Source organism: Corynebacterium marquesiae (assembly GCF_030229635.1).
GTDB lineage: Bacteria > Actinomycetota > Actinomycetes > Mycobacteriales > Mycobacteriaceae > Corynebacterium > Corynebacterium marquesiae.
Genome location: NZ_JASPII010000001.1, coordinates 213,724 through 238,979 on the forward strand (window position 1 = coordinate 213,724; position 25,256 = coordinate 238,979).

Sequence of the window (25,256 nt, forward strand, 5' to 3'; positions counted from 1 at the left end):
CAAGGGGTTAGGTTCGGTCTACGGATGCCAGGAAATGGTCGACATATTACCCACGCAGCTTTCCAGTAGCGTCCTCGACGGCGCCGACAAGAGCGCCTTCCTTGACTAGGCGTACAGTCTCCTCGATTTCCGGAGACAGGTAGCGGTCCACACCTGGACCCTTGACGGTTTCACGCAGCTTCTCAATCACCGCGCCGGTTCCCTTGGCCGGGGTGCCCTCGCGCATGTCGATGGCGCGGGCGGCGGTGAGGATCTCTACAGCGAGCACGCGCTGTAGGCCATCCACGGCCTTGCGCAGCTTGCGGGCGGCGGACCATCCCATAGACACATGGTCTTCCTGCATGGCCGAAGACGGAATGGAATCGGCCGAAGATGGGTTGGCTAGGCGCTTCATTTCGCTCACGATGCCGGCCTGGGCGTACTGGGCAATCATGTGGCCGGAGTCAACACCAGGGTCGTCGGCAAGAAAGGCATTCAGCCCGCGGTTGCGCGCCGGGTCCAGAAAGCGGTCGGTGCGGCGCTCAGAAATGGAGGCCATGTCCGCGGCGACAATAGCCAGGAAGTCGAGCGCATAGGCTACCGGCGCGCCGTGGAAGTTGCCATTGGAGACCACGCGACCATCCTTGGTTACCACCGGGTTATCCACCGCGGCGGCGAGCTCGCGCTCGGCCACCTGGGTGGTATGCGCCAAGGTATCGCGGAAGCCTCCGGCTACCTGCGGGGCGCAGCGCACGGAGTAGGCATCTTGTACCTGATTCTTTTTGAACTCCTCGAGTGCAGCTTCCAAGATCTGTGATCCCTCGGCTACCTGGAGGATATTGGCCGCGGCATCAGCCTGACCTGGGTGCGGGCGCAGCTGCTGCAGGTCATCCGCAAAGACCACGAGGGTACCCAGCAGGCCCTCCACGGTCATGGCGGTGGCAATATCGGCGGTCTTTGCGGCCGCGCGCAGGTCAGTAATGGCCAGGCAGAGCTGGCCGAGCATGCCATCGGTGCCGTTGATAAGCGCTAGGCCTTCCTTCTCGCGCAGCTGCAGCGGCTCGATGCCGGCCGCGACCAGGGCGTCGCGCGCATCCTGCAGCTCGCCGTTTACGCGCACCTCGCCTTCTCCTAGCAAGGCGAGCGCACAGTGAGCAAGCGGCGCCAAATCGCCGGAGCAGCCCAGTGAGCCATACTCTCGCACCACCGGCACAATGCCGGCGTTAAGGGCCTTGGCATAGGTTTCCACCACCACGGGGCGCACACCGGTGCGGCCGGTGCACAGGGTAGACAGGCGCAGCAGCATCAGTGCGCGGATAACTTCTTCTTCTACCTCTGGGCCGGTGCCTGCAGCGTGCGAACGCACAAGGGAAAGCTGCAACTGGGCGCGCATCTCCTCTGGGATATGCCGGCGAGCGAGCGCGCCAAAGCCAGTGGAAATGCCATACACCGGGGTGGGATCTTGCGCGAGTTCTTCTACGCGCTCGCGGGTGGCGGCCACCTCTTCTAAGGCTTCGGGCGCAATCTCCACCGTCGCCCCATAGCGGGCAACGGCAACGACATCCTCGATGCTCAGCGCGCCAATGTTAACGGTCACGGTAGTTGGGTAGGCGTTAGGCATGGCAAAAACTCCTTTAAATAAGGGATCAATAAATTCCATGTGTCACGCGACAGCCTAACGCGATGAATGTATGCTACATCATATTTTCACCATGCGAGGGCTCGGCCGTTAATCTGCCGCCTTCTTGCCATAAATGCGACGCGAAAGTTCTGCAGCCAAGAGCGCCAGCCGGTCAACCACCGCGGCTTCCCTGGCAAGGTTCTCCTCGTTGATGGAAAACGTGACCGCCAATGCCGCCGACGGCCGGGCGAGGTGATCCTTGACTGCCACCGCAACCGTGGCCTGCCCCTTAGATACCTCTTCCCTCTCCTCCGCCCAACCGCGCGCACGCAAGGTGCCCACCTGCTTTTTATACGGAGCGAAATAGGCAGATGCCCCCTTATCCGAAAATGCAGCGCGCACTTCACTCTCCGATTGAAAAGCCATCATGATCTTTCCGGAAGCAGTTTTATAGGCCGGCAATCGAACCCCCTTATCCGTCACCAGAGACACAGCGCCCGGCGCCCGGACCTCTTGCAGGTAGACAATTTCAGCACCAGACATGCGGGCGATGTGCCCGGAGCCAGCCACGAAAGTAGCAATGTCGCGCAGCTGGCTTGTCGCCAAGCGTACGAGGGGCTGCTGGGTCGAATAAGCCGAAGCCATGGAATATGCCGCAAGACCAAGTCCGTAGGTTTGATTTTCCTCAATATGAACCACGAATCCGGATTCCACCATTTCATTAAGCAAGTGATAAGTGGACGAGCGGGGAAGGTCCAGTTCAGAACGGATGCGACTGGCAGAGATTGGGACATCAATAGTGGAAAGCAGCCGCAAGATAGCGAGCACGTTTCTCGCCGCTGGAACATGAGATTTAGCCACAGTCAACCGCCTCCACTATGAAAATAACTATTACTTTACAGAAATAACTTACTTCTTAACGGTCTCATATACAAGACTTTCCACCCGATTCGACTAGTGCTTTCCCATTCCACTCACCGTAGCCTATCCCACACATAGTGTTACAGATTACATTCTGTCACCGAATGTGTTTTGTCTAACTTATCGGATTGGAGAACCCTATGCCCGGCCGCTACCCAGACGGAGACTTTTACGGATTCGAACAGGACCTACCCGCGGAAGAACTTGAGATTCTCCACAAGGTCCGCGATTGGACCCACGACAAGGTTCGCCCCATCGCCACCGACTACTGGAATCGCTGCGAATTTCCCCACGAGCTACTCCCCTCTATCCAAGAACTCGACATCATCAGCTTGGTTCGCCACCAGGGCCGCTCCCATCTGCTGGCTGGCCTAGTCACGGCGGAAATTCACCGCGCCGATGCCTCCGTCGGAACGTTTTTCAGTGGCCAGGATGGTCTGTTCACGGGATCCATTGAGCTGCTCGCTTCCGAGGAGCAAAAGGAGCGGTGGCTCCCAGACATCTACGCGGTAAAGAAAACCGGCGTCTTCGCCATCACCGAGCCGGATGCCGGTTCCGACGTCGCGCAAGATATGTCCACCACCGCCACGAAGGTCGACGGCGGGTGGATCCTCAACGGTGCGAAACGCTGGATTGGCAACGCTACCTGGTCCGATTACGTCGTCGTTTGGGCTCGTGACCCTGAAGACAACCACGTCAAGGGGTTCCTCGTCGATACCTCCTGGGAAGGCTACAAAGCCACCCTCATGCGCAACCGCATTGCGCTTCGCGCCGTGCAAAATGCCGATATCACGCTTAACGACGTCTTTGTTCCAGATGATTACAAGCTGGCCCACGCCAATACTTTTAAAGACACCAACAAGGTGTTGAAGTCCGCCCGCTCCACAGTGGGCTGGCAAGCGGTAGGACTACAAATGGGCGTACTGGATACTGCCTTGGACTACACCAGCAAGCGCAATCAATTTGGAAAGCCGCTGGCTAGCTTCCAGATTAACCAGTCCAAACTTTCCACCATTTTGGGCAACCTCATCGCTTCCGAATCCATGATGGCGGCCCTTACTCGCCTGGAGGCCCGAGGAGAGACCCGCGGCGAGCACTCTGCACTAGCTAAGGCACACGTATCCAAGTTGATGCGCGAGTCCGCCGCACTTGGCCGCGAACTCCTCGGCGGAAACGGCATCATTTCTGACTACACCGCCGCCAAGCACTTCTGCGATGCCGAAGCAATCTACTCCTACGAAGGCACCTTCGATATCAACCAACTCGTTGCTGCCCGTTCCATCACCGGCATTTCCGCCTTTGTCTAAACCACTTCTCTGGAAAGGAGCTCCCCCATGGTCGATACCGGACACCCACACTCCCTCGAAGGCCTGCGCGTGCTGGATATGTCACGCGTGCTAGCAGGTCCCTTTTGCTCGATGATTCTGGCTGACTTAGGGGCCGAGGTCATCAAAATCGAAACCCCCTGGGGTGATGACTCCCGCAATTTTGGCCCAGATTTCAAAGGTGACTCCGCCTACTACCGGCTATTTAACCGGTCTAAGAAGGGCATCACCTTGAACCTCAAAGAAGAGGCTGACTTGAACACGTTGCGCGAGTTGGTGCAGCGTGCCGACGTACTGGTAGAAAACTTCCGGCCCGGCGTAATGGAAAAACTGGGCATTTCTCCAGAATCCCTCATGGAGCTCAACCCGCAGCTCATCGTCACCAGCATCAGTGGCTTTGGTCAAACCGGATCGATGAGCAAGGCACCAGCCTACGATCTCGTCGCCCAGGCTATGAGCGGCATCATGTCCATTACCGGCTGGCCAGGCGGGCGCCCCACCCGTGCAGGCATCAGTCTGGGAGATCTGATCCCCGGACTCTATGGTGCTATCGGCACGCTCGGCGCCTTGCAGGAGCGCCATCGCACCGGCCATGGACAGCACGTTGACGTCGCCATGTTTGATTCCTTGGTATCCATCCTGGAATCAGTCGCCATGCGAGACCTGTATGAAGAAGAGGTACCCACGGCCGTTGGTAGCGACCACGCCATGACCGTCCCCTTCAGTACTTACCGTGTGGATGACGGTGAGGTGGTCATCGCCATCTTGAATGAGAAGCTCTTCGGATGCCTGACTCGCGCCTTGGGCTTGGAATACATGGTCGATGATCCGCGGTACAACTCCAATCCCGCCCGCAAAGAGCGCCGCGAAGAAGTCCGCTCCATTATTGAGGACGCCCTGCGGGGCAAGACCGTCGAGCAAGCGCTCGCCCTCTTCCAAGAACACGGGGTTCCCACCGCGCCGGTCCATTCCGTTGACGAAGCCCTGCACGGAGATGTAGGCACTGAACGCGAAGTTCTCTTTACCGAATCCGATGGATTTACTACCTTAAGCTCTCCCCTGCGTCTGACTGGCTCGCGCCAGCCGGAGCCAGCACCGCAACTAGGAGAGCACAACGCCCATATCCCCGAATGGCTCGCTGAGCCGGTGCGCGGATGATTCTGAAATGGAAACACCATGACTAACACCACAAATCCTCGCACTAAAACCTCCACCCCTCCAGTGAAAAACACCTGGCGATTCTTTGTATATAGCGGACTCGGCATCTTCGCCTTCTTCGTCCCCTTTCCCTTCGGAGGAGAAAACACCATCCTGCTCGATCACCTGGTGGGTTGGATTTCTGACACCCTAGGTAGCGGCTCCAAGTACGTAGTGCTGCTGCTCATCGTTGCCGGTGCCATCGCCCCATTTGCCACGGGCACATGGAAGTCCTCTGCCGCACGCATGGTCTTCGCCTTCTTGAATATCTTGGCGGTGCTCATCACGGCCATGCTGGTGTTTAATTTCGGCCCCGCCTTCGTCTTTGAAGAAGACCTCGGTCCATTTCTCCTCAATAAACTAGTCATCCCCGTAGGCCTCTTAATCCCTGTGGGTGCCATTTTCCTCGCCCTACTGGTTGGCTTCGGCCTCATGGAGTACATGGGCGTGTGGGTCCAACCCATCATGCGGCCGCTGTACAAAACACCTGGGCGCTCAGCTATTGATGCAGTGGCCTCCTTCGTCGGCAGCTACTCGCTAGGCCTGCTCGTGACTAACCGCGTGTATAAGGCCGGTGGATATACCGGGAAAGAAGCGGCCATCATCGCTGCTGGATTTTCTACCGCCTCCGCCACATTCATGGTGGTCATCGCCCGCGCCCTTGACCTTATGAGTGTGTGGGGAATGTATTTCGGAGCCACCCTTATCGTCACCTTCCTGGTGACAGTAATAATGGTGCGCATTCCACCCATCGCTACCATCTCGGAGGATTACTACCCCGGCGCGGAACCCAACCCGGAATCCGAGGTCAATGACAGCCGTGCGCACACTGCCTGGGAAGAAGCAAAGGCAGTTCTCCGTGATTCACCACCGCTCTGGAAGGTACTGTGACACAACTTCCGCGATGGCCTGCTCATGACCATGCAGGTTCTACCAGGCATCATGTCCGTGGGCTTCCTTGGCTTGGTAGTGGCCTTCTACACCCCGTTCTTTACTTATTTTGGCTACCTGTTCTACCCAGTGCTGTGGATCTTGGGAGTACCGGACCCGGGCCTTGGCTCCGAGGCACTTGCCATTGGCCTATCTGAGCTCTTCCTACCAGCTACCTTGGTTGCCGGCGCGGAATCCGATGTCCTGAGGCTTATTATCGCCATGGTGTCAGTCTCCCAGGTATTCTTTTTCTCCTCTATGGTGCCTTCCGTGCTGGCCACGGACATTCCACTGAGCATTAAGAACATCATCATAATCTGGTTCGAGCGCGTCATTTTGTCCACCATCATCGCCGCGCCGTTTGCCTACGGCATCGCTGCGCTGATGTAACTCACCGCCTAACATCGAAAACCATGAACACCGAAAAAGCTGAACTTTTCACCCCCGCCCCCGAATGGTCCGGCCGCTCCGATGGCCCGGGACCAGAACACGCTCGCTGGCATAGCGTTATCAATCAGTCCACCGAATCCCCCGCCCCAGTAACCCTCCTAGGCTTTGCGTCTGATGAAGGCGTGCTGCGCAACGGCGGCCGCCAGGGTGCAGCCGCAGGCCCGGCCGCGCTGCGTTCCGCGCTGGGTTCCTTGGCGGTGCACCATGAGCACGCGCTTGCCGACGCCGGCACGATCACCACCCAGGCCGATGACCTCGACGGCGCCCACGACGCGCTTTCTAACAAGGTGCAGCAACTCGTCGAGGCCGGCACCCTCCCCATCATTTTGGGCGGCGGGCACGAGACTGCCTTTGGCTCCCACCGCGGCCTTTACCGCGCTATAGGCGCCACCAAGATCATCAACCTGGACGCCCACTTCGATCTGCGCCAGGCGGACCAAGCCACCTCCGGCACCCCGTTCAAGCAGATTTCGGAGCTCACCGACGACTTCGACTACACCGTGCTGGGTATCTCCCGCCCCAATAACACCGCAGTGCTTTTCGACGAAGCCGAATCCCTCGGCGTGGCCATCACCCTAGACGAAGAGCTCGTTAACCTCTCCCCGGCCGAGTGCGGCGAGCTCGCTGCCCGCGCCACGGAGGGCAAGGACAAGGTCCACCTATCTATCGACCTCGACGTTTTGCCAGCGTCCACCGCGCCGGGCGTATCCGCCCCGGCGTCTCTGGGCGTGAGCTATGAGCGCATCCGCGCTATGGCCGTAGCTATTGCGCGGACTGGAAAGCTGGCTCTGGTGGACGTCGTCGAGCTCAACCCCACCTTTGACATAGATAACCGCACCGCCAAGGCAGCGGCGCGGCTCATCGACGACATCGCCACGTCGCACCTCACTAGCTAAACGCCAACGGCCTTGGGGTTTACCCGGGCCGTGCAGTTTATCGGGTAGCTTTCTTACTCATCCAGCGTTGGACTCCCCACCACATAGCGGGAGTAAAGGCAACGGCAATGAGCCAGTAGACAAGCCAGAAGCTACCCGCTAAGCCAGTCACCGCAATGCCTATGAGCAGCAAAAGCGCTGCGCCTCCACTTGCGAGGACACATTGTGTGAAACTGCGCTGGTCATCTTTGGGCCCTGTGCGAGTGCTGCCGCCAGAAACTTTCTGGTCAACGAATCCAATAATGTCTTTGCCGAAGACAACCGAGAAAGCAATATAAAAGGCCGCGAAGCCGTGCATGAATTCGGCCGTACCGCCTTGGCTCAGGCTCACATAGAAAAATACCAAGAGCAGCAGGTCGATGATTGGGGTCGCGGCCATAAGTATCAAGCCAAGGTTGCGAAGATTAAAGACGTAGCGCAAGAGACAGCCAGCCACTAAGCAAAGCCAAAAAGCTACCTCAGCTGCGATAGTGGCTATAAGCATCATTGCTCTCCAGCGATATCGATCCTCTTATCCGTCTTGGGTTCAACTTATCAAAACAGCAGGTGGGCAATCGGCGTGGCGATAAGAATGGTCAGCGCTACACGCTCAAACCAAATGATGACCAGGTGGGTCAGTTTCACCGGAATCTTGGTGGCCAGAATGCACGGCACCAGTGCGGAGAAGAAGATGATGGCAGAAACTGCCACCACGCCGATGACGAACTTGAGCACCATGCTGTCGCTGCCTGCCACTGCGGTGGCGGGCAGGAACATCTCCGCAATACCCATGGCCGCGCCCTTGCCGGCCTGGACCGGCTCCGGCAGCTGCACTACCCACGCGAACGGATAAAACAGGTAGCCAATCCACTCGAAGATGGGCGTAAAGCGCGCCAGCAGTAGGCCAATAAGGCCCACCGACATGATGGAAGGTACGATGGCCGCCGCCATGCGCACGCCATCGCGCAGATTCTCCCAGATGGACTCCCACAAGGACGGCGCGCGCTGCAGCGCCAGCATTGCTTCGCGCCACGCGTTCTTGATGCGCGAGCCCTCCACCGGCTTTTCCGGGTCTGGGTGCGCGTCTGCAAAGTACTCATCCGGAATGGTGCGCAGCGGCGGAATGCGCACGGTAATGGCCGTCACTACAAAGGTCACGATGAGCGTGACAATGAAGTAGGTGCCCCAGATCTTCATCAGGTCAAGCTGCTTGGCCACGATAACCATGAAGGCCGCAGAGACCGTCGAAAAGCCGGTGGCAATGATGGCCGCCTCGCGCCCGGTGTAGCCGCCCTTTTGGTAGACGCGGTCTGTCACCAAAATGCCCAGCGAGTACGAGCCCACGAACGAGGCCACCGCGTCAATGGCGGAGCGCCCCGGCGTCTTCCACAGCGGCCGCATGATGGGCTGCATGAGCACGCCAACAAATTCCAGCAGGCCAAAGCCAATGAGAAATGCCAGGAACGCCCCGCCGATAGGCACGATGAGGCCTACCGGAATCGCGATGGAGTTCCACAGGAACGGCACCAGGTCTTCATCGCCGAGCACCCACGGCAACGCATCGATGACCATGAGGAAAGAGACCACCGCGCCCACAATGTTGAGCACCGCAAAGACTGCCTGCAGCGCGCTTTCCTTAAACGCCCCAGTGGTAAAGCTGCGCACCGTGCCATAGACCGCAAGCGCAAAGATAATCCACGGCACCGCCGCTGGAATCCCCTCGCGCACCATGGTGACCATGTGGTCCAAAGGAATGGAGCGCTTATCCTGATACGTCACCGGCAGGAAGAATACGAACGCGCCGATGGCGCTATATAAAAAGAGTTTCCACCGTCCCCCAGGCTGCGGGATTTCCCCGTCGTGGCTCTGGTGCGAGGTGTAGACAGATTCGGTAGAAGTCACAGTAAAACCGTCCCCTCAAGCTTGCATACAAAAATCAAGCCCGCGTGACAGCCTTACGCGAACATTGGGGATATGTTATCTAAGTAACAGCTCACTGTCTAGATGTTTCCGAGATCCAAGGCACAATGGAGTCATGTCTAACCCCATTCGCGTCGTTGGCGCCGTCTTCCACGACGGCGAGCGGTTCCTCGCCTGCCGCAAGAAACCAGGCAAGCCACTGGAAGGCCATTGGGAGTTTCCGGGTGGAAAGATCGAGCCTGGTGAAACCCCTGAGCAAGCTCTAGCTCGTGAAATTCGCGAGGAGCTCAACCTCATCGCCGAGGTCGGCCAGAAAGTGACGACAACAACCTATGAGTATGATTTTGCGACCATTGAGCTAACCACTTTCTACTGCACGCTTGTCGACGGCGACCTACGCCTGACCGACCATGACGATACAAGATGGGTTACCTCCGCAGAGGCCGCGCATCTGACGTGGGCCCCCGCTGATATCCCGGCAGTAGAAGTTATTGCTTCTAGTCACAGCTAAGGAAAGAAAGATTCTTCCTCTCGTATCCTCCTTCTGCCAGCATGCGGCGGATATCCTCTGCTAATCGCACTACCAATTGCGGGTCGGATTCCGCTAATGCTGCGATTTCCTGCGTTGCCTTCCCTCCGTTTGTCGTTTGTCCTTCATAGGAGGGGCGCGCCGAGTAGAGATCAAAATATTTCCGCCTCACGCCATTGACATTCCTAAATTTAGGACCTGGCTGGAACTCGGCTCCATACATGACTCCCCTGGCCAGAAGATTGGAAACCCGAGATATTTCCTCCTTAGGTCCTGAAGCCGGCCATCCTAAACGGATTCCGATTTCAGCCACCAACAGAATCTCATCTCGTAGCCACTTTGGACTTCTCAATCCATTCTCCAATCAAAAGGGATAAAAATTTAGACTGCTGGGATTGCACTTCTTAATCGAGTTCAAAGTCTCTGAGGAGTGCAAACAATGAAGATCACTTTAGGGCAACACCGTCTGGAGAAAATTAATTCGCCAATCCTTGAATCAGCCAATTTGCATTCCGAAGCCTTTAAAATTTGGTCATTATGAGTACTAACCCCGACTCTTCCCTACCTTTCGGCGTTTACGAGACCCCTATTACGGCCCGAATCCGTGAACGCATGAACGAAACGTTAAGCCAACATCCTGCTGCAGGATTCGGTATTGGAAGAAGCTCCGACGAAGAAGCTCATGGCCGCTATACCTCGGCGGTTTCACACCACATTGGTTCACTTCTAGAACGACGGCTATACGCTTTGAAGTCACCCGAAGACCGGGTTGCCCTAATCAATAACATCGCGCTTCTACTGGGCGAAGATGAGGAAATTGATTCCGAAGAACTCCTCTACGCCGTATACAACTCCGGATTGGCGGACCCTCCCCTGCTTCCGGATGTGTCTCTCACCAAGAGTGCACTATTCACTAACGCCCAAGGAGAATCTAGTTTAACCAGCGAAATCGAGAGAGAAATCAAAACTGCTGATTCGGTTGATTTGCTCTGTGCGTTCATCAAGAACTCCGGCATCAGCGTTCTTGATAGACAACTCGAGTACCTTCGCGATAACGAGATCCCTTTCCGTCTACTCACTTCTACCTACTGCGGTGCGTCCGACGCAGCTGCGCTCAAGCGATTGGTTGACAAGTATCAGGCCGAAGTAAAGATTTGCTATGAGCACAAATCCACTCGTCTTCATGCCAAAGCTTGGCTATTCCGCCGAAAAACCGGATTCGATACTGCCTTTATCGGAAGTTCCAACCTTTCCCGATCTGCTCTCGTCGATGGTTGGGAGTGGAATGTCCGCGGGTCCAATACCGCGACTCCTGAAGTAATCGATAAATTCATCAAGACTTTCGATAGCTACTGGCACGACAGCCATTTCAAGACCTTCGACCCAAATCGCGACATGGAGAGACTCGAGCAGTCTCTCCGCGTTGCCAAGGGTAGTGAGGCCTCCGGAGCACTTCGCCAACTGGAGTTATCTGGCCTTGAGGTAACTCCTTACCCCTACCAAGAAGAAATGCTCGAGGCTCTACGCTCAGAGCGTGAGGTAAAAGATCGGCATAGGAACCTCCTGGTTGCTGCTACAGGAACAGGAAAAACAGTAGTTGCCGCACTGGATTACCGGAACCTATGCGAACAATGGAAGCGACGCCCTCGGCTGCTTTTCGTTGCACACCGGAAAGAAATTCTTCAACAAGCCCGCCGGACATTCCAGGAAGTGCTTAAAGACGCGGACTTTGGCGAGCTGCTAGTCGACGGCGCTCAGCCTCGCCGCTGGGACTATGTGTTCGCCAGTGTGCAATCTCTCAGCGCTTCCCGTTTACAAAACCTAAATAGCAAGCATTTTGATGTCGTAGTAATCGACGAGTTTCATCACGCACAGGCCCCCACTTATAGAGCACTTTTGGACCACCTCCAGCCTCAAGAGCTCCTGGGTTTAACGGCAACACCAGAACGTGGTGATGGCGAAAACGTACAGAAGTACTTTGACTATCGCGTAGCTCATGAACTGCGTTTATGGGATGTCTTGCGTCTACAGCTCTTAGTCCCTATGCATTACTACGGGATTGCCGACGGAACGGACCTTTCCTCATTGACTTGGAGCCGAGGAAAAAAGGACTACAACACAGAAGAGCTCTCCGAGTTCTACATCAAAGCGGGAGAGAAGCGCACCCGCTTCATTGTTAACGAGCTAAACCGACGCATCTTCGATCTCTCAGATATGAAAGCTATCGGCTTTTGCGTCACGATTGCTCACGCAGAATATATGGCGCGCCAATTCCAGCAATTTGGCATCCCAGCGCGAGCGGTCACAAGCGATCTCACCGCCACCGAGCGTGCTCAGGCCATTAAAGATCTGGAGACTGGCGACGTCAAAGTCCTGTTCTCAGTAGATATATTTAATGAGGGCGTTGATATCCCTGCTGTAAACACCCTTCTTTTGCTCCGCCCGACACAAAGCCCTGTGGTCTTTCTACAACAACTGGGTCGCGGTCTTCGTCTATCTCCAGGCAAGGACTCCTGCGTCATTCTCGATTTCATTGGCCAGCAGCATGTCGATTTTGATTTTGAGAGAAAGTTCCATGCCTTAACCAGAAAACGCGGCAAGCGCTTGGTTGAAGAAATTGAACAGGGCTTTCCCACCGCCCCACCGGGTTCGCATATTCAATTCGATCAATCGACGACCGAGCAGGTTCTCCGAAACGTCAAGAAGGTCTCACGAAATTCCTTACGCAAAGTGCGGGCATTGCTCTCGGAAATTCGAACCACGAATCTCAAAGAGTTCCTTGAGGATTCTAACCTGCAACTAGAGGATATCTACCGCCCGTCGAAATATTCGTGGACACGGCTTCTTCGAGAAGAAGGCCTACTAGAGCAAAACGCCGATGAGACCGAATCATTTCTACTTAACAGAATTCGAGTCTTCCTTCACGTCAACGATCCACACCGAATCGATGCCTATCTGCGCATCCTTTCCACCCCAAGTCTTCACTACGCCGACATGGAGCCATCCGACCAGGCCTTCACCCGAATGCTCGTACTCGGATTCTGGGCAAACTCAAATTCTCCGCACCCTGGTTCCTATGACGCGGCCCTGACGATTTTGCGCCAATACCCACAAGTTGCTTGGGAGTTGAAACAGGTTATGCAACTGAGCAGTGACTCCTCGCGTATCGTTCCACAGCATAGCGATAGTTCAGTTTTGGAAACGCATGCGGATTACTCGTTGGCCGAGCTTATTGGCGCTTTAGAGTCAGGAAGCCTTCAGCAGCTTGTAAACCTGCCACGCGAAGGTGTGAAATATTTTCCCGATATCAACACTGATCTTTTCTTGGTGACGTTCCAAAAGGACGAACAAGTTAGTGCCTCCACGAACTACCGAGACTATCCAATATCACCCGATCTCTTGCACTGGGAATCTCAATCAACAACGACTTTGAAATCAAAGGCGGCTAGGCGATATATCGGCCATCAGGAACGTGATGGGAAAATCCTCATTGCCTCGCGCTTTACCAAGAAAAACGAAGTAGGGACAGCGAGCGCATATACCTACCTCGGTGCAGTGGATTATGTTTCCCACCATGGGGAAAAGCCGATTCAGTTTGAGTGGAAGCTCCAAAGGTCGATGCCCAAGGCTCTCTATGCTGCGGGAAGAACGGTGGCTTAAATCTCCGCTCGGGGAATTGAATTTCTCGTTTTCCTGATACTAGGCAGCACTCTCCCTATAGTGATTAGAAACACAATGAATCGAGAGGGTGCTATGAACCAGACCAGCGAATCGAGTTCCGCCCGGCCTGCAGGGGGCAAGCACGACACAGAATCAACCGACCAGACAAGAGTGAAATGGACCCTGATCGGTCCGGGGCTAGTTGCGGCAGCGACGGGTGTCGGCGCAGCCGACCTAGTTGCCACCATGATTGCCGGTCAACGCTATGGCTACGCTCTCCTGTGGGCGGTCATTATCGGAACAATAATGAAAATTGTGCTGGTCGAAGGTGTCGGGCGGTATAGCCTTGCTACCGGAAACACCATGTTCCATGGCTGGCGCGAGTTGGGACGGTGGACTTCCTGGTATTTTGCCCCTTATATCGTTATTTGGGGCCTTGTCTACGGTGCCGCATCGATGTCCGGCGCTGGCCTCGCCCTCAGCGCCCTTTTCCCAGGAACCAGCCTAGAAATGTGGGCCATTATTGCCGGAATATCCTGCTTTACTCTAACTTGGCTTGGGCGGTATCAGCTTTTTGAGAAGCTATCAGCCATCTTGGTCGGAATCATGTTTGTCACCGTGGTGGGTATAGCAGCCATTACAGCCCCGAATCTTCCCGAAGTCATCGGCGGTTTGGTACCGCAGATTCCGGATGGCTCCTTCGTCTACGTGTTGTCCATCGCCGGCGGAGTGGGCGGCACAATCACGCTTGCCGCTTATGGCTACTGGCTGAGAGAAAAGGAATGGTACACACCGAAATGGATGCAGGTCATGCGCATGGACAATGCGGTGGCTTACGCTGTTACCGGAATTTTTGTCTTGGCCACACTCGCACTGGGTGCCGAACTACTCTACAGCGCCAACGTCGCGGTCTCCGATAATGATCAGGGGCTCGTTGATATGGCAGACGTTCTCGAGGACCGCTACGGAACGTTCATGTCTAAGTTGTTCATCGTCGGGTTCTTCTCCGCCGCGTTCTCTTCCTGCCTTGGTGTTTGGAACGGTGTATCCCTGATGTTTGCCGACTACATAGGTCACCTCAAAAAGATCCCGCAAGGCGATCCCCGAACCAGTACTGGTGGAAAGTACTACCGCGCTTACCTCATCTGGCTAACCTTCCCACCAATGCTGCTTTTGCTCCTCGGAAAGCCAACCGGCCTTATCATCGCCTACGGAGTCCTGGGCGCTTTGTTTATGCCGTTCTTAGGCCTTACGCTTTTGGTCCTACTCAATACCAAACACACCCCAAAGCAATGGAGAAACGGTTGGATCGTCAACACGTTGATGGCGGTAATCTCCGTTGCCTTCGTTTATCTATGCGTTTCCCAATTGGCTGAAATTCTCTAGCCGAGAATAAGTGCCTACTTCCCCTGCGGCACTCGCTTGGGCTTGTTCCCCACCCCTGCGTGCGGGTCGCGGCCGAATGCCCAGGCAATGATGCCGATGAAGGCGATGGCGCCGCAGACGGTGAAGGCGAGGGGGAAGCCGGAGGCGTCGGCAAGCAGACCAATGAGCATGGGACCCAAGATTTGACCGAAGTCTCCGGCCATCTGGAAGGTGGATAGCACCTTGCCGCCGGAGCGATCATTTCCCACGATGTCACCCACCGCGGCCTGCTGGGAGGGGTTGATTAGCCCGGAAGAGGCGCCGGCAAAGGCAGAGACGAGCAGGAGGAACCACACGCTGGTAGCCATGCCCATGAGCACCATGAAGATGGCGGAGCCAAGGAGGCCGATGAGGATAAGTGGCTTGCGGCCGTGGATATCGGACCACTTGCCAGAGAACTGCAACACAATGGCGTTGCCGGCCGCAAAGACTGCGAGTGCCAGGCCGGAGGCGGCCGCGCCATTGTGGAAGATGGAGGCCGCAAAAAGCGGCAGGACGGATACGCGCACACCCATATTGATCCAGCTATGGGCAAAGTTGGAGGTCAGCACCGCGCGGTAGGCAGTATCGCCCCAGGCCTCCTGCAAGCGCATGGGTGGCAGCTTATCCTTGCTGGCTTGTTTATGGTTCACGCGAGGCATTTGCCACCAGACGACGAACGCGGCCAGCGCCACGCCCACGCCGTAGATGAAAAAAGGCCAGCGGAACCCCAGGAAGGACAGGCTGGCACCAAGAACTGGGCCGGCGACGTTACCGAGCAGGAAGGCAGTGGCGTAGGTGGCAGAGCACTTGCCGCGAATCGTCGGTGGGGACATGCGCACGATAAGGCCCATGGCGGAGACAGTGAACATGGTCGAGCCAATGCCGGCCAGGGCACGCAGGGCCACGATGTGCCAGTAGCTTTGCGCAATGGAGACTAGGCCCGTGGTCACCGCGACGGTCATAAGCCCGATGAGGTAGACGCGGCGCGAGCCGACGCGATCCACAAGCGATCCGGACATGGGCGCGAAGATCAGGCGCGAGGCGGCGAAGATGGAGACCACAAGGCCCGCGGCAGCCATGGAGACATCGAAACTCACCACGAACTGCGGAAGCAGCGGGGCGATGAGGCCGTAGCCCAAAGCGATAATAAAGGCGGCGGTAACCATGACCCAGATTTCGCGCGGGATCTTTGGCGCTTCCCCGTGTTCTACTTCCCCACTGCGTGTATTCATCATATCGGCTGCAACTCTAATCCTTGGCGTCAGGGAAAGCCATTTGCAGTTCATGTTCGAACAGCTGTTTGCTTTTGGTGGGTTGATGTCCACGCTGGGCTCTAGTGTGATGGCCATGCACAACGTACAAAAGAAGTTTCCCCAGCCCACCGCAATGAACCTGCCCCAGTCCGCTTCCGAGATTGCGGCGGACTTGCTCTACCACGAATATGACACCATCAATTCCATCGCCGCCATCATGCACCACCCACGCTCCCTGGCGCGCCCTACTCCCACCTGGCGCCCACCGATAAAGCAACTGCCGACGCCCGCCGGTGGACCGGGCGGAGAGTATTGCATGAGCATCACCCGCCACCGCGTGGGTGCGCGCGTGAAGGCCCGCGTGCGTGGCTTTGGGCAAGACCGTATTCCGGCGTATCTGATTACCATCCGCATTACCGAGAACTTTGGTCAGCCGGTAGATCCGGCTGTGGCCGAGGGCTGGATACGCACGCTCGTGCCGGCAGAGATGGTTGGTGCAGTCCACGAGGTCTCCCGCGGCCCGAATGCCACTTATGTGTGGCTCGTGGATAGCTCCTATCAGCCGGTCCACTCCCCCGAGTCACTTTTCGCCGGCTTCAGCCAAGCCGCCTAGACGGTCGCTCGCTGTTTTGTTGACTGCGCAGATGCGTCTGGCCCTGCATGCGGGTCAGGCGCATGCAGCACCTTCCTCATCACCTCGTGGTTGAAAGTCACCGTGTAGTGCCGGGCGATTGCCTTTGGCATAAAGCGCAGGACCAAGCAGGCAATGAGGACGGTAAAGACTTTATCCAAAATGTCCGTGGTAAGTCCCTGCAAGATGATGGCCAGGCGCTCGTCTTGGAAGATCATCTCATAAAACTTAGTGAGGTTATGTGGCCCCTTGCGCGGTCGTCCGCTGAAGGAAAAGATGAGCACGTACACGCTCATCACGCCGGAGCCGATGCCCATTCCGAGGCCGGAGAAAATAATCCACGACAGTTTGTTGAATACCCCGCGGCGAGCCAGCAGGCCTACTGCGGCACCGATAAAGATACCCACGGGCGCAAAGGCGAGATCATAGGCAAAGTACACTCCACCCAATACGGTGGTGGTAAGCCCCGTGGCCATGCCGAGCACGGGACCGGCGATGATGGCGATGATGGCGGTGCCGACGGTGTCAAAGAACATCGGCACCTGCGAGCGCACCATCATCGAGCCCAATAGCAGGTTGATGGAGGCACCGAAGATGGGATACAGGAGGATGCAGTTAGGCACCAACTCATACTGCGAGGTATATAGCAGCACCGCGGCCACCAGGAGGAGGACCCAGACGCTGGCGGTCAGGTAGGACTCGAAAGTCACATTTACCGTGGAGTACACCCCAAGGACGGTACAAAACCACGCGGCGAGCGAGAGTGCCACGGCTACTACAACAAGGACGTAGCGCCACGTGGTATCGCGGGTCATTGCCATGGTCTTCTCCTCCTCACACGGCTTGGTTCAGGGCGGATTCCCAGCTGCACGCTGGGATTGCCCTAAAGCCTAATTGGCGGCGCGCAAAAGTAGCAACACAAAAGGGCCTCTAAAACGGGAAAGACCCAGCCTGACCGCGGAAGGCGGCGGGGCTGGGCTTTCGGAAGGCCGGGATTACTTCTCGTCGGCTTCGGGGGCGTCGGATTCATCATCCAGGTCGGCATCGTCGCCGTCCAGGTAATCCCCGTCATCGTCCTCGTCGTCTTCGCCGAAGATATCGTAGACATCGGGCTCTTCGTAGTCTTCGTCATCGAAGGAAACGAGCTGTGCTTCCCAGTCCAGGGCCTGCTCGGAGACGAGGCCTAGGACATCAAAGAGGCGATCGAAGTCGGTGTAGGTGCCAAGCTCGAGGGCCTCGGCGGGAACCTCCACGATGGGAACGTCATCAAACTCGGCGTTATCAAAGAGGGCAAGGCGGTCAGCCTCGTCGAGGTCCTCATCCTCTTCGTCCACTTCCCAGGCGAGGGCGACTGCCTCATCCTCCATGTCATCGAGATCGTCTTCGTCGAAGTCAAAGGCGAGGAAGCGGACGATGGCGGACGGGACGCCGTCAATGGTTTCCACGAGCACGCGCAGCTCCGAGTCGTTGGCCACTTCAGCCACGACGAGGTGCGGGTTGAGCTCATCTTGGGCAAATTCTAGTTCCGCGATGCGCTCATCGGTGCCCTCCAGCAGGTCACGCAGGACGGTGACCACCTGGTCGGTGGCGATGTGGCGGGACACCGCCTCCACGGCATCATCTACAGAGAAGGCGACGGAGACAAGGACTGCCTCGAATTCTTCATCGTCTTCATCAACATCCGCCGCGGCAATGTAGACGTTCGCGGCGGGGAGAAGCGGATCGATTTCAATAAATTGGATTTCCAGATCAGAGGTGATTGGAACGAACATGACGTCATCATTGACGCGGGACTCGATGCCCTCGGCATCCAATGCAGAAGCAATATCTTCGAAAAAGCTCATGGTGGTTTAAAATCCATCCTTCGGAAGCAGAGGTTCCCACGGTAGGCAAGCCGCCGCCCGCGGTCACTGTGGAGTCTACCGTTATTCCCACCCGGATGGTTGGAAGCCCAAGGATCTCACCAGCTCCGGGCGCCCACTTCCCCACTCCAACATATGGTATCCCTCCCAGGCTTGCCGCTTGAGCTCGTGCGGCGCGTGCTCAATATAGGCCTCGGCATCGAAGATCATGGTGGCGCGCTGAGTGGACCCGTAGCGCGGCCAGCTCATCTCCGGGCGGCCGCCATGGATGAAGGCAGACCAGTGTTGCTGCATGGTGGCGGTAAGTTCTTCCATCTCCGCACGCGAGCCCCAATTGGTAAGGAAAGACGCGCGCGAGGAATAGGGGTCACCGAAGACATTGCCCAGCTCCATCGAATGCATGGCTCCTAGGCCCAGCCACTTGAGCACGGCAGAGGCGAAGTCGAAGCGATACATCCACGTTGGTGCCGCCTGCGCATGGGCGGTGGCGATGCGGGTGGAGGGTGCCCAAAAGAGGGCGTCGGCAAGCAGGTGCGCAAAGTCCTCCCGGGCCACCGCGCCGTCATAGGCGGCCACGACCTCGGGGGCGTGCTGGGGATCGAAGGAAGCCAGAAGGCGCAAGGCGGCGCGCTCGCGGGAGCTTTGGCGCTGGAAGAGGAATTTGCCAAAACTAGCCTCGTCCGAGTTCGTGCCGATGAGCAGCGGAATCTGGTGCTGATGCCCGTTTTCAAAGGCGGCGATGGGGTGTTCCGGAATGAGCTCATCATCCACCGTGGGCGCGTAGCAGGAATTGAGGTGAATGAGCTCGCCGGCCCGCCACATCATGGATTGACCCGAGCGCACCAGATCGGCAAAGTTCTCCTGGCGCAGGTCCTCCACCGAGGTGCGCCGGGGCAAGGCCATGCGGTGGACCAGCTCGCGCGCCCACAAGGTGGACTGGGCGCGGGAATGGATCATCGCAATCGGCGGGGACTGGGCAATGGCGCGGTGAAAGAGTCCCTCCGCGGCCGGGCTCGTCATAAGGGTGAGAACCGCCGCGCCGCCGGCCGATTCGCCCATGAGGGTGACGGAATCAGGATCGCCGCCAAAGGCCGCGATATTGTCGCGCACCCACTGCAACGCCAGGATCTGATCGGCCACCGCCGGGTTAGCGCTGCAGTCGCCGCCCAGGCTGCGCAAATCCAAATAGCCCAGGGAGTTGAGGCGAAAGTTAATGGATACGTAGACCACGTCCATGCGAGTGGCGAGCTCAAAGCCGCGGAGCATGAGCATATGGGACGAGCCCATAATGAAGCTGCCTCCGTGCAGGTAGACCACCACGGGAAGCTTCTCTTCGGTGCGCGGGCGCACGATGTCGAGGTGCAGGCAGTTCTCGGAGCCGATAATGCGGTCGGTCCAGGAATACGTGGGCTGCGGGGCCGGTGGTCCGAACTGGCTGCAATCACGCACGCCATCCCAAGCCGGTGCGGGCTGCGGGGCGCGGAAGCGGTTGTCCCCGGCGGTGGTATCGCCGAAGGGGATGCCGCGCCAAGTGAGCACCGGACCGGCGCTAATGGGGCGATCGGTGCGCAGGTCCTCCTCTATAACGCCGCGCACCCACCCGGAGGTAGTGCGGACGGTGAGCTCATCGGCCAGGGCGTTTTGGGCCTCTTCGTGCGCGCGGCGGGCGCGTTCGTGGGCCTGCTCCGCTTTCAGGCGCGCCGCCGCGGAAGACTCTTCCAGAGGGAAACCCCCGGAATCGCGGTTGTTCTCGTGCGGCGTAACCATACTCACTAGCTTAGGTTGCTTGCACGCCCTCGGCGATCTCAAAGCGGCGCGGCGGCGCATAAATAGAGCCTTTACTATGCTGGGCGCAGATAAGTTTTAGCAAAAGAGAAGGACACATGGGTTTCTTTACTAAAGACAAAAAGGACAACTCCGCCGAGGTCGACACCATCGATACCTATGACATCGATCCGGAAGATACCAACCGTTTTACCTCCGCGCTCCTCAATTCCTTGGACCGCGCAGTGGCCGTGCAGTCCGGCGTCATTATCAAGTACGTCGAGAACTTAAAGAAGCGCAATAAAGACGCGAGCCCGCAGCAGCTGCAGGAGCTCATTGACAAGCACTTCCTCAATATCACCTCCGGCACCGGTGCGGCCGCCGGTGCTTCCGCTGCCATCCCTGGTGTCGGTTTGGTAACCGGCACAGCTACCATCGCCGGCGAATCCGTGGTCTTCTTGGAGGCGGCCGCGTGGTACATCTTGGCTTCGGCCTACCTGCGTGGCGATGACATCAAGTCCCCCGAGCGCCGCCGCGCCCTTGTACTTGTGGTGCTGACCGGTTCGAAGGGCTCCGCTTTGGTGGATACCTTTGTGGGCGATCTCAATAGCGTGGCGGGCATGCGCTCGGCCGCTAGCCTCTCCCGCTTCTCCGGCCCGACGCTGTCTGGCATCAACGGCCGCTTGACCAAGCTTTTTACCAAGCAAATCACCAAGCGCCTGAAGTGGGCGTGGATCAGCAAGCTCATGCCCATGGGCATCGGCGCCGTGCTGGGCACCACCGCCAACCGCAAGTTGGCCAAGCAGGTCATCGAGCATGCCGGCGAGCAGCTTTCTCCCCTCACCCAAGCCTAGGGGTAGCCGGGAACCGTTAAGTGGGGCTATTGATACCCCTAACATAGTGAGTTTAGGGGTATGACCCGTATCATGTAGGCAGACTCTTTGGCGAGTGACGCATGCGCTCGTGCAAAGGCCGCACTAAAGTCGAATAAACGACCATTTTAAAGCAGAGAAATGAGGCGAATACCTGCCGTGAGCACATCGAATATCTTCGGCCCCAATGCGTGGCTGATAGACGAGCAGTTCCAGCAGTACTCCAAGGACCCTAGCTCCGTAGATAAGGAGTGGCGCGACTACTTCGAGGCAAACGGCGCGCCTAAGTCTGAGGCACCTGCCAAGGAAGCCCCGAAGAAGCCGTCTAAGCCTGCCGCGAAGAAGACTGAGGGTACTACTACCGCCCGCAAGCAGGAGGTCCGCGAGACCAACGTGGATAAGTCCGTGGCCAAGGCGCAGGAAAAGTCCGCTAAGGCCAAGCAGTCCGTGAAGAAGTCCGAGTCCCCGCTCGACCGCATCGACGACTACAAGGGCGGCGACGAGCGCCAGCTCAAGGGCATGTTCAAGGCCATTGCGAAGAACATGGAAGAATCCCTGGAGATTCCTACCGCTACCACCGTGCGCGATATGCCGGTCAAGCTCATGTGGGAAAACCGCTCCATGATCAATGACCACCTCAAGCGCACCCGCGGTGGCAAGATCTCCTTTACCCACATCATCGGCTACGCCATGGTTAAAGCCGTACAGCTGCACCCAGATATGAACGTGCGCTACGAGGAAAAGGATGGCAAGCCTTATGTCATCCAGCCGGAGCACATTAACCTGGGCCTGGCCATTGACCTGCCGCAGAAGGATGGCTCCCGCGCGTTGGTCGTCGCCGCCATCAAGGAGTGCGAGACTAAGTCCTTCTCCGAGTTTGTTGAGGCCTACGAGGACATCGTTACCCGTTCTCGCAAGAACAAGCTCACCATGGACGACTTCTCTGGTGTGACCATTAACCTCACCAACCCAGGCGGCATTGGCACCCGCCACTCCATCGCCCGCCTGACTAAGGGCGCCGGCTCCATCATCGGCGTGGGCTCCATGGATTACCCGGCCGAGTTTGCCGGTGCTTCCGCGGACCGCTTGGCGGACCTGGGCGTCGGCCGCCTGGTTACCCTGACCTCCACCTATGATCACCGCGTCATCCAGGGTGCAGAGTCCGGCGAATTCTTGCGCACCATTGGCCAGCTGCTTGTCGACGGCGCCTTTTGGGACGACCTCTTCTCCTCCATGGGCGTGCCTTATGAGCCGTTCCGTTGGGCACAGGACGTGCCGAACTCCGGCGTGGACAAGAACACCCGCGTCATGCAGCTCATCGAGTCCTACCGCTCCCGCGGCCACCTGCTGGCCGATACCAACCCGCTGGGCTGGGTACAGCCGGGCCTGCCTAACCCGGACCACCGCGACCTCGACATCGCGACCCACGGCCTGACCATCTGGGATCTGGACCGCACCTTCAACGTCGGTGGCTTTGGCGGCAAGGAGCAGATGACCTTGCGCGAGGTGCTCTCTCGCCTGCGCGCCGCCTACACCCTGAAGGTTGGCTCCGAATACACCCACATCCTGGACCGCGATGAGCGCGGCTGGCTGCAGGATCGCCTAGAGGCGGGTATGCCGAAGCCGACCAACGCGGAGCAGAAGTACATCCTGCAGAAGGTCAATGCCGCCGAAGCATTCGAGAACTTCCTGCAAACCAAGTACGTGGGCCAGAAGCGCTTCTCCCTCGAGGGCGCCGAGACCCTCATCCCGCTGCTGGACTCCATCATTGATACCGCCGCCGGCCAGGATTTGGACGAGGTCGTCATCGGCATGCCGCACCGCGGCCGCCTGAACGTCTTGTTCAATATCGTGGGCAAGCCACTGGCCGATATCTTCGGCGAGTTCGACGGCAATTACAAGGGCGGCCAGCTCGGCGGCTCCGGTGACGTGAAGTACCACCTGGGCTCCGAGGGCCATCACCTGCAGATGTTTGGCGATGGCGAAATCAAGGTCACCCTTGCCGCCAACCCATCCCACCTCGAGGCCGTGGATCCGGTCATGGAGGGCATCGCCCGCGCTAAGCAGGACATCTTGGACAAGGGCCCAGAGGGCCACACCGTTGTTCCGGTCATGCTCCACGGTGATGCTTCCTTCACCGGCCTGGGCATTGTTCAGGAGACCATCAACCTGTCCCAGCTGCGCGGTTATACCAACGGCGGCACCGTCCACATCGTGGTCAACAACCAGGTGGGCTTCACCACCACCCCGGACTCCGGTCGCTCCACCCACTACGCCACCGACCTGGCCAAGGGCTTCGACTGCCCGGTCTTCCACGTCAACGGCGATGACCCGGAGGCAGTTGTCTGGGTTGGTCAAATGGCAGCCGAGTACCGCCGCCAGTTTGGCAAGGACGTCTTCATTGACCTCATGGTCTACCGCCTGCGCGGTCACAACGAGGCCGATGACCCGTCCATGACCCAGCCGGAGCTCTACTCCGTCATCGACGAGCACAAGGCAGTGCGCGAGCACTACACCAACGACCTCATCGGCCGTGGTGACCTTTCCGCTGAGGACGCCGAGGCAGCCGCACGCGACTTCCACGACCAGATGGAATCCGTCTTTACCGAGCACAAGGAAGCCGGCAAGGCTCGCCCGAAGGAGCAGACCGGCATCACTTCCTCCCAGGAGCTCACCCGCGGCCTGGATACCTCCATCACCGCCGAGGAACTCGCCGAGCTGGGTGCCGCTTATGGCAACCCACCAGAGGACTTCGAGTACCACAAGCGCGTGGGCAAGGTAGCCAAGGAGCGCGAGAAGTCCTCCCGTGAGGGCGGCATCGACTGGGGCTGGGGCGAGCTCATCGCCTTCGGTTCCCTGGCCGGCGAAGGCAAGGTTGTCCGCCTGGCTGGCGAGGATTCCCGTCGCGGCACCTTCACCCAGCGCCACGCCGTCACCTTCGACCCGCGCAACGGCAACGAGTACAACCCGATGCACGCGGTCGCCACCTCCAAGGGCAACGGCGGCAAGTTCATGGTTTACAACTCCGCGCTCACCGAGTACGCCGGCATGGGCTTCGAGTACGGCTACACCGTGGGCAACCCAGACGCCCTTGTGGCCTGGGAAGCACAGTTCGGTGACTTCGCGAACGGCGCCCAGACCATCATTGACGAGTACATCTCCTCCGGTGAGGCCAAGTGGGGACAGCTGTCCAGCCTGGTGCTCCTCCTGCCACACGGCTACGAGGGCCAGGGCCCGGACCACTCCTCCGCCCGCATCGAGCGCTACCTGCAGCTGTGCGCTGAGGGTTCCATGACCGTGGCTCAGCCTTCCACCCCGGCTAACCACTTCCACCTGCTGCGCCGTCAGGCCCTCGGTGAGATGAAGCGCCCGCTGGTCGTCTTCACCCCGAAGTCCATGCTGCGCAACAAGGCGGCCACCTCTGCTGTGGAAGACTTCACCGAGGTCAAGCGCTTCCAGTCCGTTATCAATGACCCGAACTTCGTTGATATCAACGGCAAGAAGGTCGGCGATACCGACAAGGTCAAGACCATCATGCTGGTCTCCGGCAAGTTGTACTGGGATCTGGAAAAGAAGCGCGAGGCCGACGGCCGCGATGACATCGCCATCGTCCGCGTGGAGATGCTCCACCCGATTCCGTTCAACCGCCTGCGCGAGGCATTCGAGGCTTACCCGAATGCCACCCAGGTCCGCTTCGTTCAGGACGAGCCGGCCAACCAGGGCCCATGGCCGTTCTACAACGAGCACCTGCGCACCCTGATTCCGGATATGCCGGAGCTGGTTCGCGTTTCCCGCCGCGCACAGTCCTCGACTGCCACCGGTAACGCCAAGGTGCACCAGATTGAGCAGAAGAACCTGCTGGAAGAGGCCTTCGACATCTAGTCGCCTCTGCACCGCATAAACCCCAGTGAGGACCTCCTCACTGGGGTTTATTCACGCCGACGCCAGCATTTATAGAGCTTCTGCTCTTGCTTCTGCCAGAGCACTCCTTCGGCGTTCTTGCTCTCTCATGTTTTTCTCA

At 58.0% G+C, this 25,256-nt stretch carries 19 protein-coding genes; 11 read left to right on the top strand and 8 right to left on the bottom strand.

What is annotated here, in order from left to right; all coding sequences use genetic code 11:
* Positions 1 to 46: 46 nt before the first annotated feature.
* Both hutH and QP971_RS00990 read right to left on the bottom strand, forming a co-directional pair.
* Positions 47 to 1,600 (bottom strand): histidine ammonia-lyase, encoded by a 1,554-nt coding sequence (gene hutH / locus QP971_RS00985; protein WP_284810577.1) that lies wholly within the window; start codon positions 1,598 to 1,600, stop codon positions 47 to 49.
* Between the two features lie 108 nt (positions 1,601 to 1,708).
* A complete protein-coding gene (locus QP971_RS00990; RefSeq protein WP_269953347.1) occupies positions 1,709 to 2,461 on the bottom strand; it encodes an IclR family transcriptional regulator in 753 nt (250 codons plus the stop codon).
* A 200-nt stretch (positions 2,462 to 2,661) separates the two neighbouring features.
* On the opposite strand from QP971_RS00990, the gene QP971_RS00995 reads away from it, so the two are divergent.
* Genes QP971_RS00995 through hutG form a run of 5 tightly spaced genes read left to right on the top strand, consistent with a single transcriptional unit; the run spans position 2,662 to position 7,319 of the window.
* Positions 2,662 to 3,828, top strand: coding sequence for an acyl-CoA dehydrogenase family protein (locus QP971_RS00995; protein WP_284786621.1), 1,167 nt, complete (start codon positions 2,662 to 2,664; stop codon positions 3,826 to 3,828).
* 27 nt (positions 3,829 to 3,855) lie between these two features.
* The gene (locus tag QP971_RS01000; RefSeq protein WP_284786620.1) at positions 3,856 to 5,004 is read left to right on the top strand and encodes a CaiB/BaiF CoA transferase family protein; all 1,149 of its coding nucleotides are present in this window, start codon (positions 3,856 to 3,858) and stop codon (positions 5,002 to 5,004) included.
* An 18-nt stretch (positions 5,005 to 5,022) separates the two neighbouring features.
* Positions 5,023 to 5,934 (top strand): YjiH family protein, encoded by a 912-nt coding sequence (locus QP971_RS01005; RefSeq protein ID WP_284810579.1) that lies wholly within the window; start codon positions 5,023 to 5,025, stop codon positions 5,932 to 5,934.
* Positions 5,935 to 5,958: 24 nt separating this feature from the next.
* Positions 5,959 to 6,363, top strand: coding sequence for a hypothetical protein (locus QP971_RS01010; RefSeq protein ID WP_284810580.1), 405 nt, complete (start codon positions 5,959 to 5,961; stop codon positions 6,361 to 6,363).
* A 23-nt stretch (positions 6,364 to 6,386) separates the two neighbouring features.
* Positions 6,387 to 7,319 carry a formimidoylglutamase gene (hutG, locus tag QP971_RS01015; protein WP_239272870.1) on the top strand — a complete coding sequence of 311 codons (933 nt, stop codon included), beginning with the start codon at positions 6,387 to 6,389 and terminating at the stop codon, positions 7,317 to 7,319.
* Positions 7,320 to 7,356: 37 nt separating this feature from the next.
* Here the strand turns inward: hutG and QP971_RS01020 are convergent, their stop codons facing one another.
* Both QP971_RS01020 and QP971_RS01025 read right to left on the bottom strand, forming a co-directional pair.
* A complete protein-coding gene (locus QP971_RS01020) occupies positions 7,357 to 7,845 on the bottom strand; it encodes a hypothetical protein (protein WP_284786619.1) in 489 nt (162 codons plus the stop codon).
* A gap of 47 nt (positions 7,846 to 7,892) precedes the next feature.
* Positions 7,893 to 9,239 (bottom strand): YjiH family protein, encoded by a 1,347-nt coding sequence (locus QP971_RS01025; protein ID WP_284786618.1) that lies wholly within the window; start codon positions 9,237 to 9,239, stop codon positions 7,893 to 7,895.
* A 133-nt stretch (positions 9,240 to 9,372) separates the two neighbouring features.
* Here QP971_RS01025 and QP971_RS01030 point away from each other — a divergent pair, with 133 nt between their 5' ends.
* From QP971_RS01030 to QP971_RS01040, 3 genes are all read left to right on the top strand, one after another.
* Positions 9,373 to 9,768, top strand: a complete 396-nt coding sequence (locus QP971_RS01030; RefSeq protein ID WP_284767532.1) for a (deoxy)nucleoside triphosphate pyrophosphohydrolase — start codon at positions 9,373 to 9,375, stop codon at positions 9,766 to 9,768.
* Positions 9,769 to 10,323: 555 nt separating this feature from the next.
* Positions 10,324 to 13,446, top strand: coding sequence for a DEAD/DEAH box helicase (locus QP971_RS01035; RefSeq protein ID WP_284810582.1), 3,123 nt, complete (start codon positions 10,324 to 10,326; stop codon positions 13,444 to 13,446).
* Between the two features lie 93 nt (positions 13,447 to 13,539).
* Positions 13,540 to 14,832, top strand: coding sequence for an Nramp family divalent metal transporter (locus tag QP971_RS01040; protein ID WP_284810584.1), 1,293 nt, complete (start codon positions 13,540 to 13,542; stop codon positions 14,830 to 14,832).
* Between the two features lie 14 nt (positions 14,833 to 14,846).
* Here the strand turns inward: QP971_RS01040 and QP971_RS01045 are convergent, their stop codons facing one another.
* Positions 14,847 to 16,088, bottom strand: a complete 1,242-nt coding sequence (locus QP971_RS01045; protein ID WP_284810585.1) for an MFS transporter — start codon at positions 16,086 to 16,088, stop codon at positions 14,847 to 14,849.
* Positions 16,089 to 16,137: 49 nt separating this feature from the next.
* Here QP971_RS01045 and QP971_RS01050 point away from each other — a divergent pair, with 49 nt between their 5' ends.
* A complete protein-coding gene (locus tag QP971_RS01050; RefSeq protein ID WP_284810587.1) occupies positions 16,138 to 16,719 on the top strand; it encodes a hypothetical protein in 582 nt (193 codons plus the stop codon).
* Here QP971_RS01050 and QP971_RS01055 read toward each other — a convergent pair.
* The 3 genes from QP971_RS01055 to QP971_RS01065 form a co-directional block, all read right to left on the bottom strand.
* Complete coding sequence (locus tag QP971_RS01055) at positions 16,716 to 17,558, bottom strand: hypothetical protein (protein WP_284810589.1); 843 nt, start codon at positions 17,556 to 17,558, stop codon at positions 16,716 to 16,718. The two genes, QP971_RS01050 and QP971_RS01055, sit on opposite strands and share 4 nt — an antisense overlap.
* A 174-nt stretch (positions 17,559 to 17,732) precedes the next feature.
* Positions 17,733 to 18,581 carry a DNA primase gene (locus QP971_RS01060; protein ID WP_284810591.1) on the bottom strand — a complete coding sequence of 283 codons (849 nt, stop codon included), beginning with the start codon at positions 18,579 to 18,581 and terminating at the stop codon, positions 17,733 to 17,735.
* 81 nt (positions 18,582 to 18,662) lie between these two features.
* Entirely contained in the window at positions 18,663 to 20,366 is a 1,704-nt protein-coding gene (locus QP971_RS01065; protein WP_284810592.1) for a carboxylesterase/lipase family protein, read from the bottom strand.
* Positions 20,367 to 20,482: 116 nt separating this feature from the next.
* Between QP971_RS01065 and QP971_RS01070 the strand changes: the two genes are divergently transcribed.
* Entirely contained in the window at positions 20,483 to 21,217 is a 735-nt protein-coding gene (locus tag QP971_RS01070) for a hypothetical protein (protein ID WP_239277905.1), read from the top strand.
* Between the two features lie 177 nt (positions 21,218 to 21,394).
* Entirely contained in the window at positions 21,395 to 25,117 is a 3,723-nt protein-coding gene (locus QP971_RS01075) for a multifunctional oxoglutarate decarboxylase/oxoglutarate dehydrogenase thiamine pyrophosphate-binding subunit/dihydrolipoyllysine-residue succinyltransferase subunit (protein WP_431831066.1), read from the top strand.
* Positions 25,118 to 25,256: the final 139 nt, after the last annotated feature.

Excerpts from the sequence above, each read along its gene's own strand:
- hutH (WP_284810577.1), bottom strand. The coding sequence starts at position 1,600 with ATGCCTAACGCCTACCCAACTACCGTGACCGTTAACATTGGCGCGCTG.
- QP971_RS00995 (WP_284786621.1), top strand. The coding sequence starts at position 2,662 with ATGCCCGGCCGCTACCCAGACGGAGACTTTTACGGATTCGAACAGGAC.
- QP971_RS01000 (WP_284786620.1), top strand. The coding sequence starts at position 3,856 with ATGGTCGATACCGGACACCCACACTCCCTCGAAGGCCTGCGCGTGCTG.
- QP971_RS01005 (WP_284810579.1), top strand. The coding sequence starts at position 5,023 with ATGACTAACACCACAAATCCTCGCACTAAAACCTCCACCCCTCCAGTG.
- QP971_RS01010 (WP_284810580.1), top strand. The coding sequence starts at position 5,959 with ATGACCATGCAGGTTCTACCAGGCATCATGTCCGTGGGCTTCCTTGGC.
- hutG (WP_239272870.1), top strand. The coding sequence starts at position 6,387 with ATGAACACCGAAAAAGCTGAACTTTTCACCCCCGCCCCCGAATGGTCC.
- QP971_RS01020 (WP_284786619.1), bottom strand. The coding sequence starts at position 7,845 with ATGATGCTTATAGCCACTATCGCAGCTGAGGTAGCTTTTTGGCTTTGC.
- QP971_RS01030 (WP_284767532.1), top strand. The coding sequence starts at position 9,373 with ATGTCTAACCCCATTCGCGTCGTTGGCGCCGTCTTCCACGACGGCGAG.
- QP971_RS01035 (WP_284810582.1), top strand. The coding sequence starts at position 10,324 with ATGAGTACTAACCCCGACTCTTCCCTACCTTTCGGCGTTTACGAGACC.
- QP971_RS01040 (WP_284810584.1), top strand. The coding sequence starts at position 13,540 with ATGAACCAGACCAGCGAATCGAGTTCCGCCCGGCCTGCAGGGGGCAAG.
- QP971_RS01045 (WP_284810585.1), bottom strand. The coding sequence starts at position 16,088 with ATGATGAATACACGCAGTGGGGAAGTAGAACACGGGGAAGCGCCAAAG.
- QP971_RS01050 (WP_284810587.1), top strand. The coding sequence starts at position 16,138 with ATGTTCGAACAGCTGTTTGCTTTTGGTGGGTTGATGTCCACGCTGGGC.
- QP971_RS01055 (WP_284810589.1), bottom strand. The coding sequence starts at position 17,558 with ATGGCAATGACCCGCGATACCACGTGGCGCTACGTCCTTGTTGTAGTA.
- QP971_RS01060 (WP_284810591.1), bottom strand. The coding sequence starts at position 18,581 with ATGAGCTTTTTCGAAGATATTGCTTCTGCATTGGATGCCGAGGGCATC.
- QP971_RS01065 (WP_284810592.1), bottom strand. The coding sequence starts at position 20,366 with ATGGTTACGCCGCACGAGAACAACCGCGATTCCGGGGGTTTCCCTCTG.
- QP971_RS01070 (WP_239277905.1), top strand. The coding sequence starts at position 20,483 with ATGGGTTTCTTTACTAAAGACAAAAAGGACAACTCCGCCGAGGTCGAC.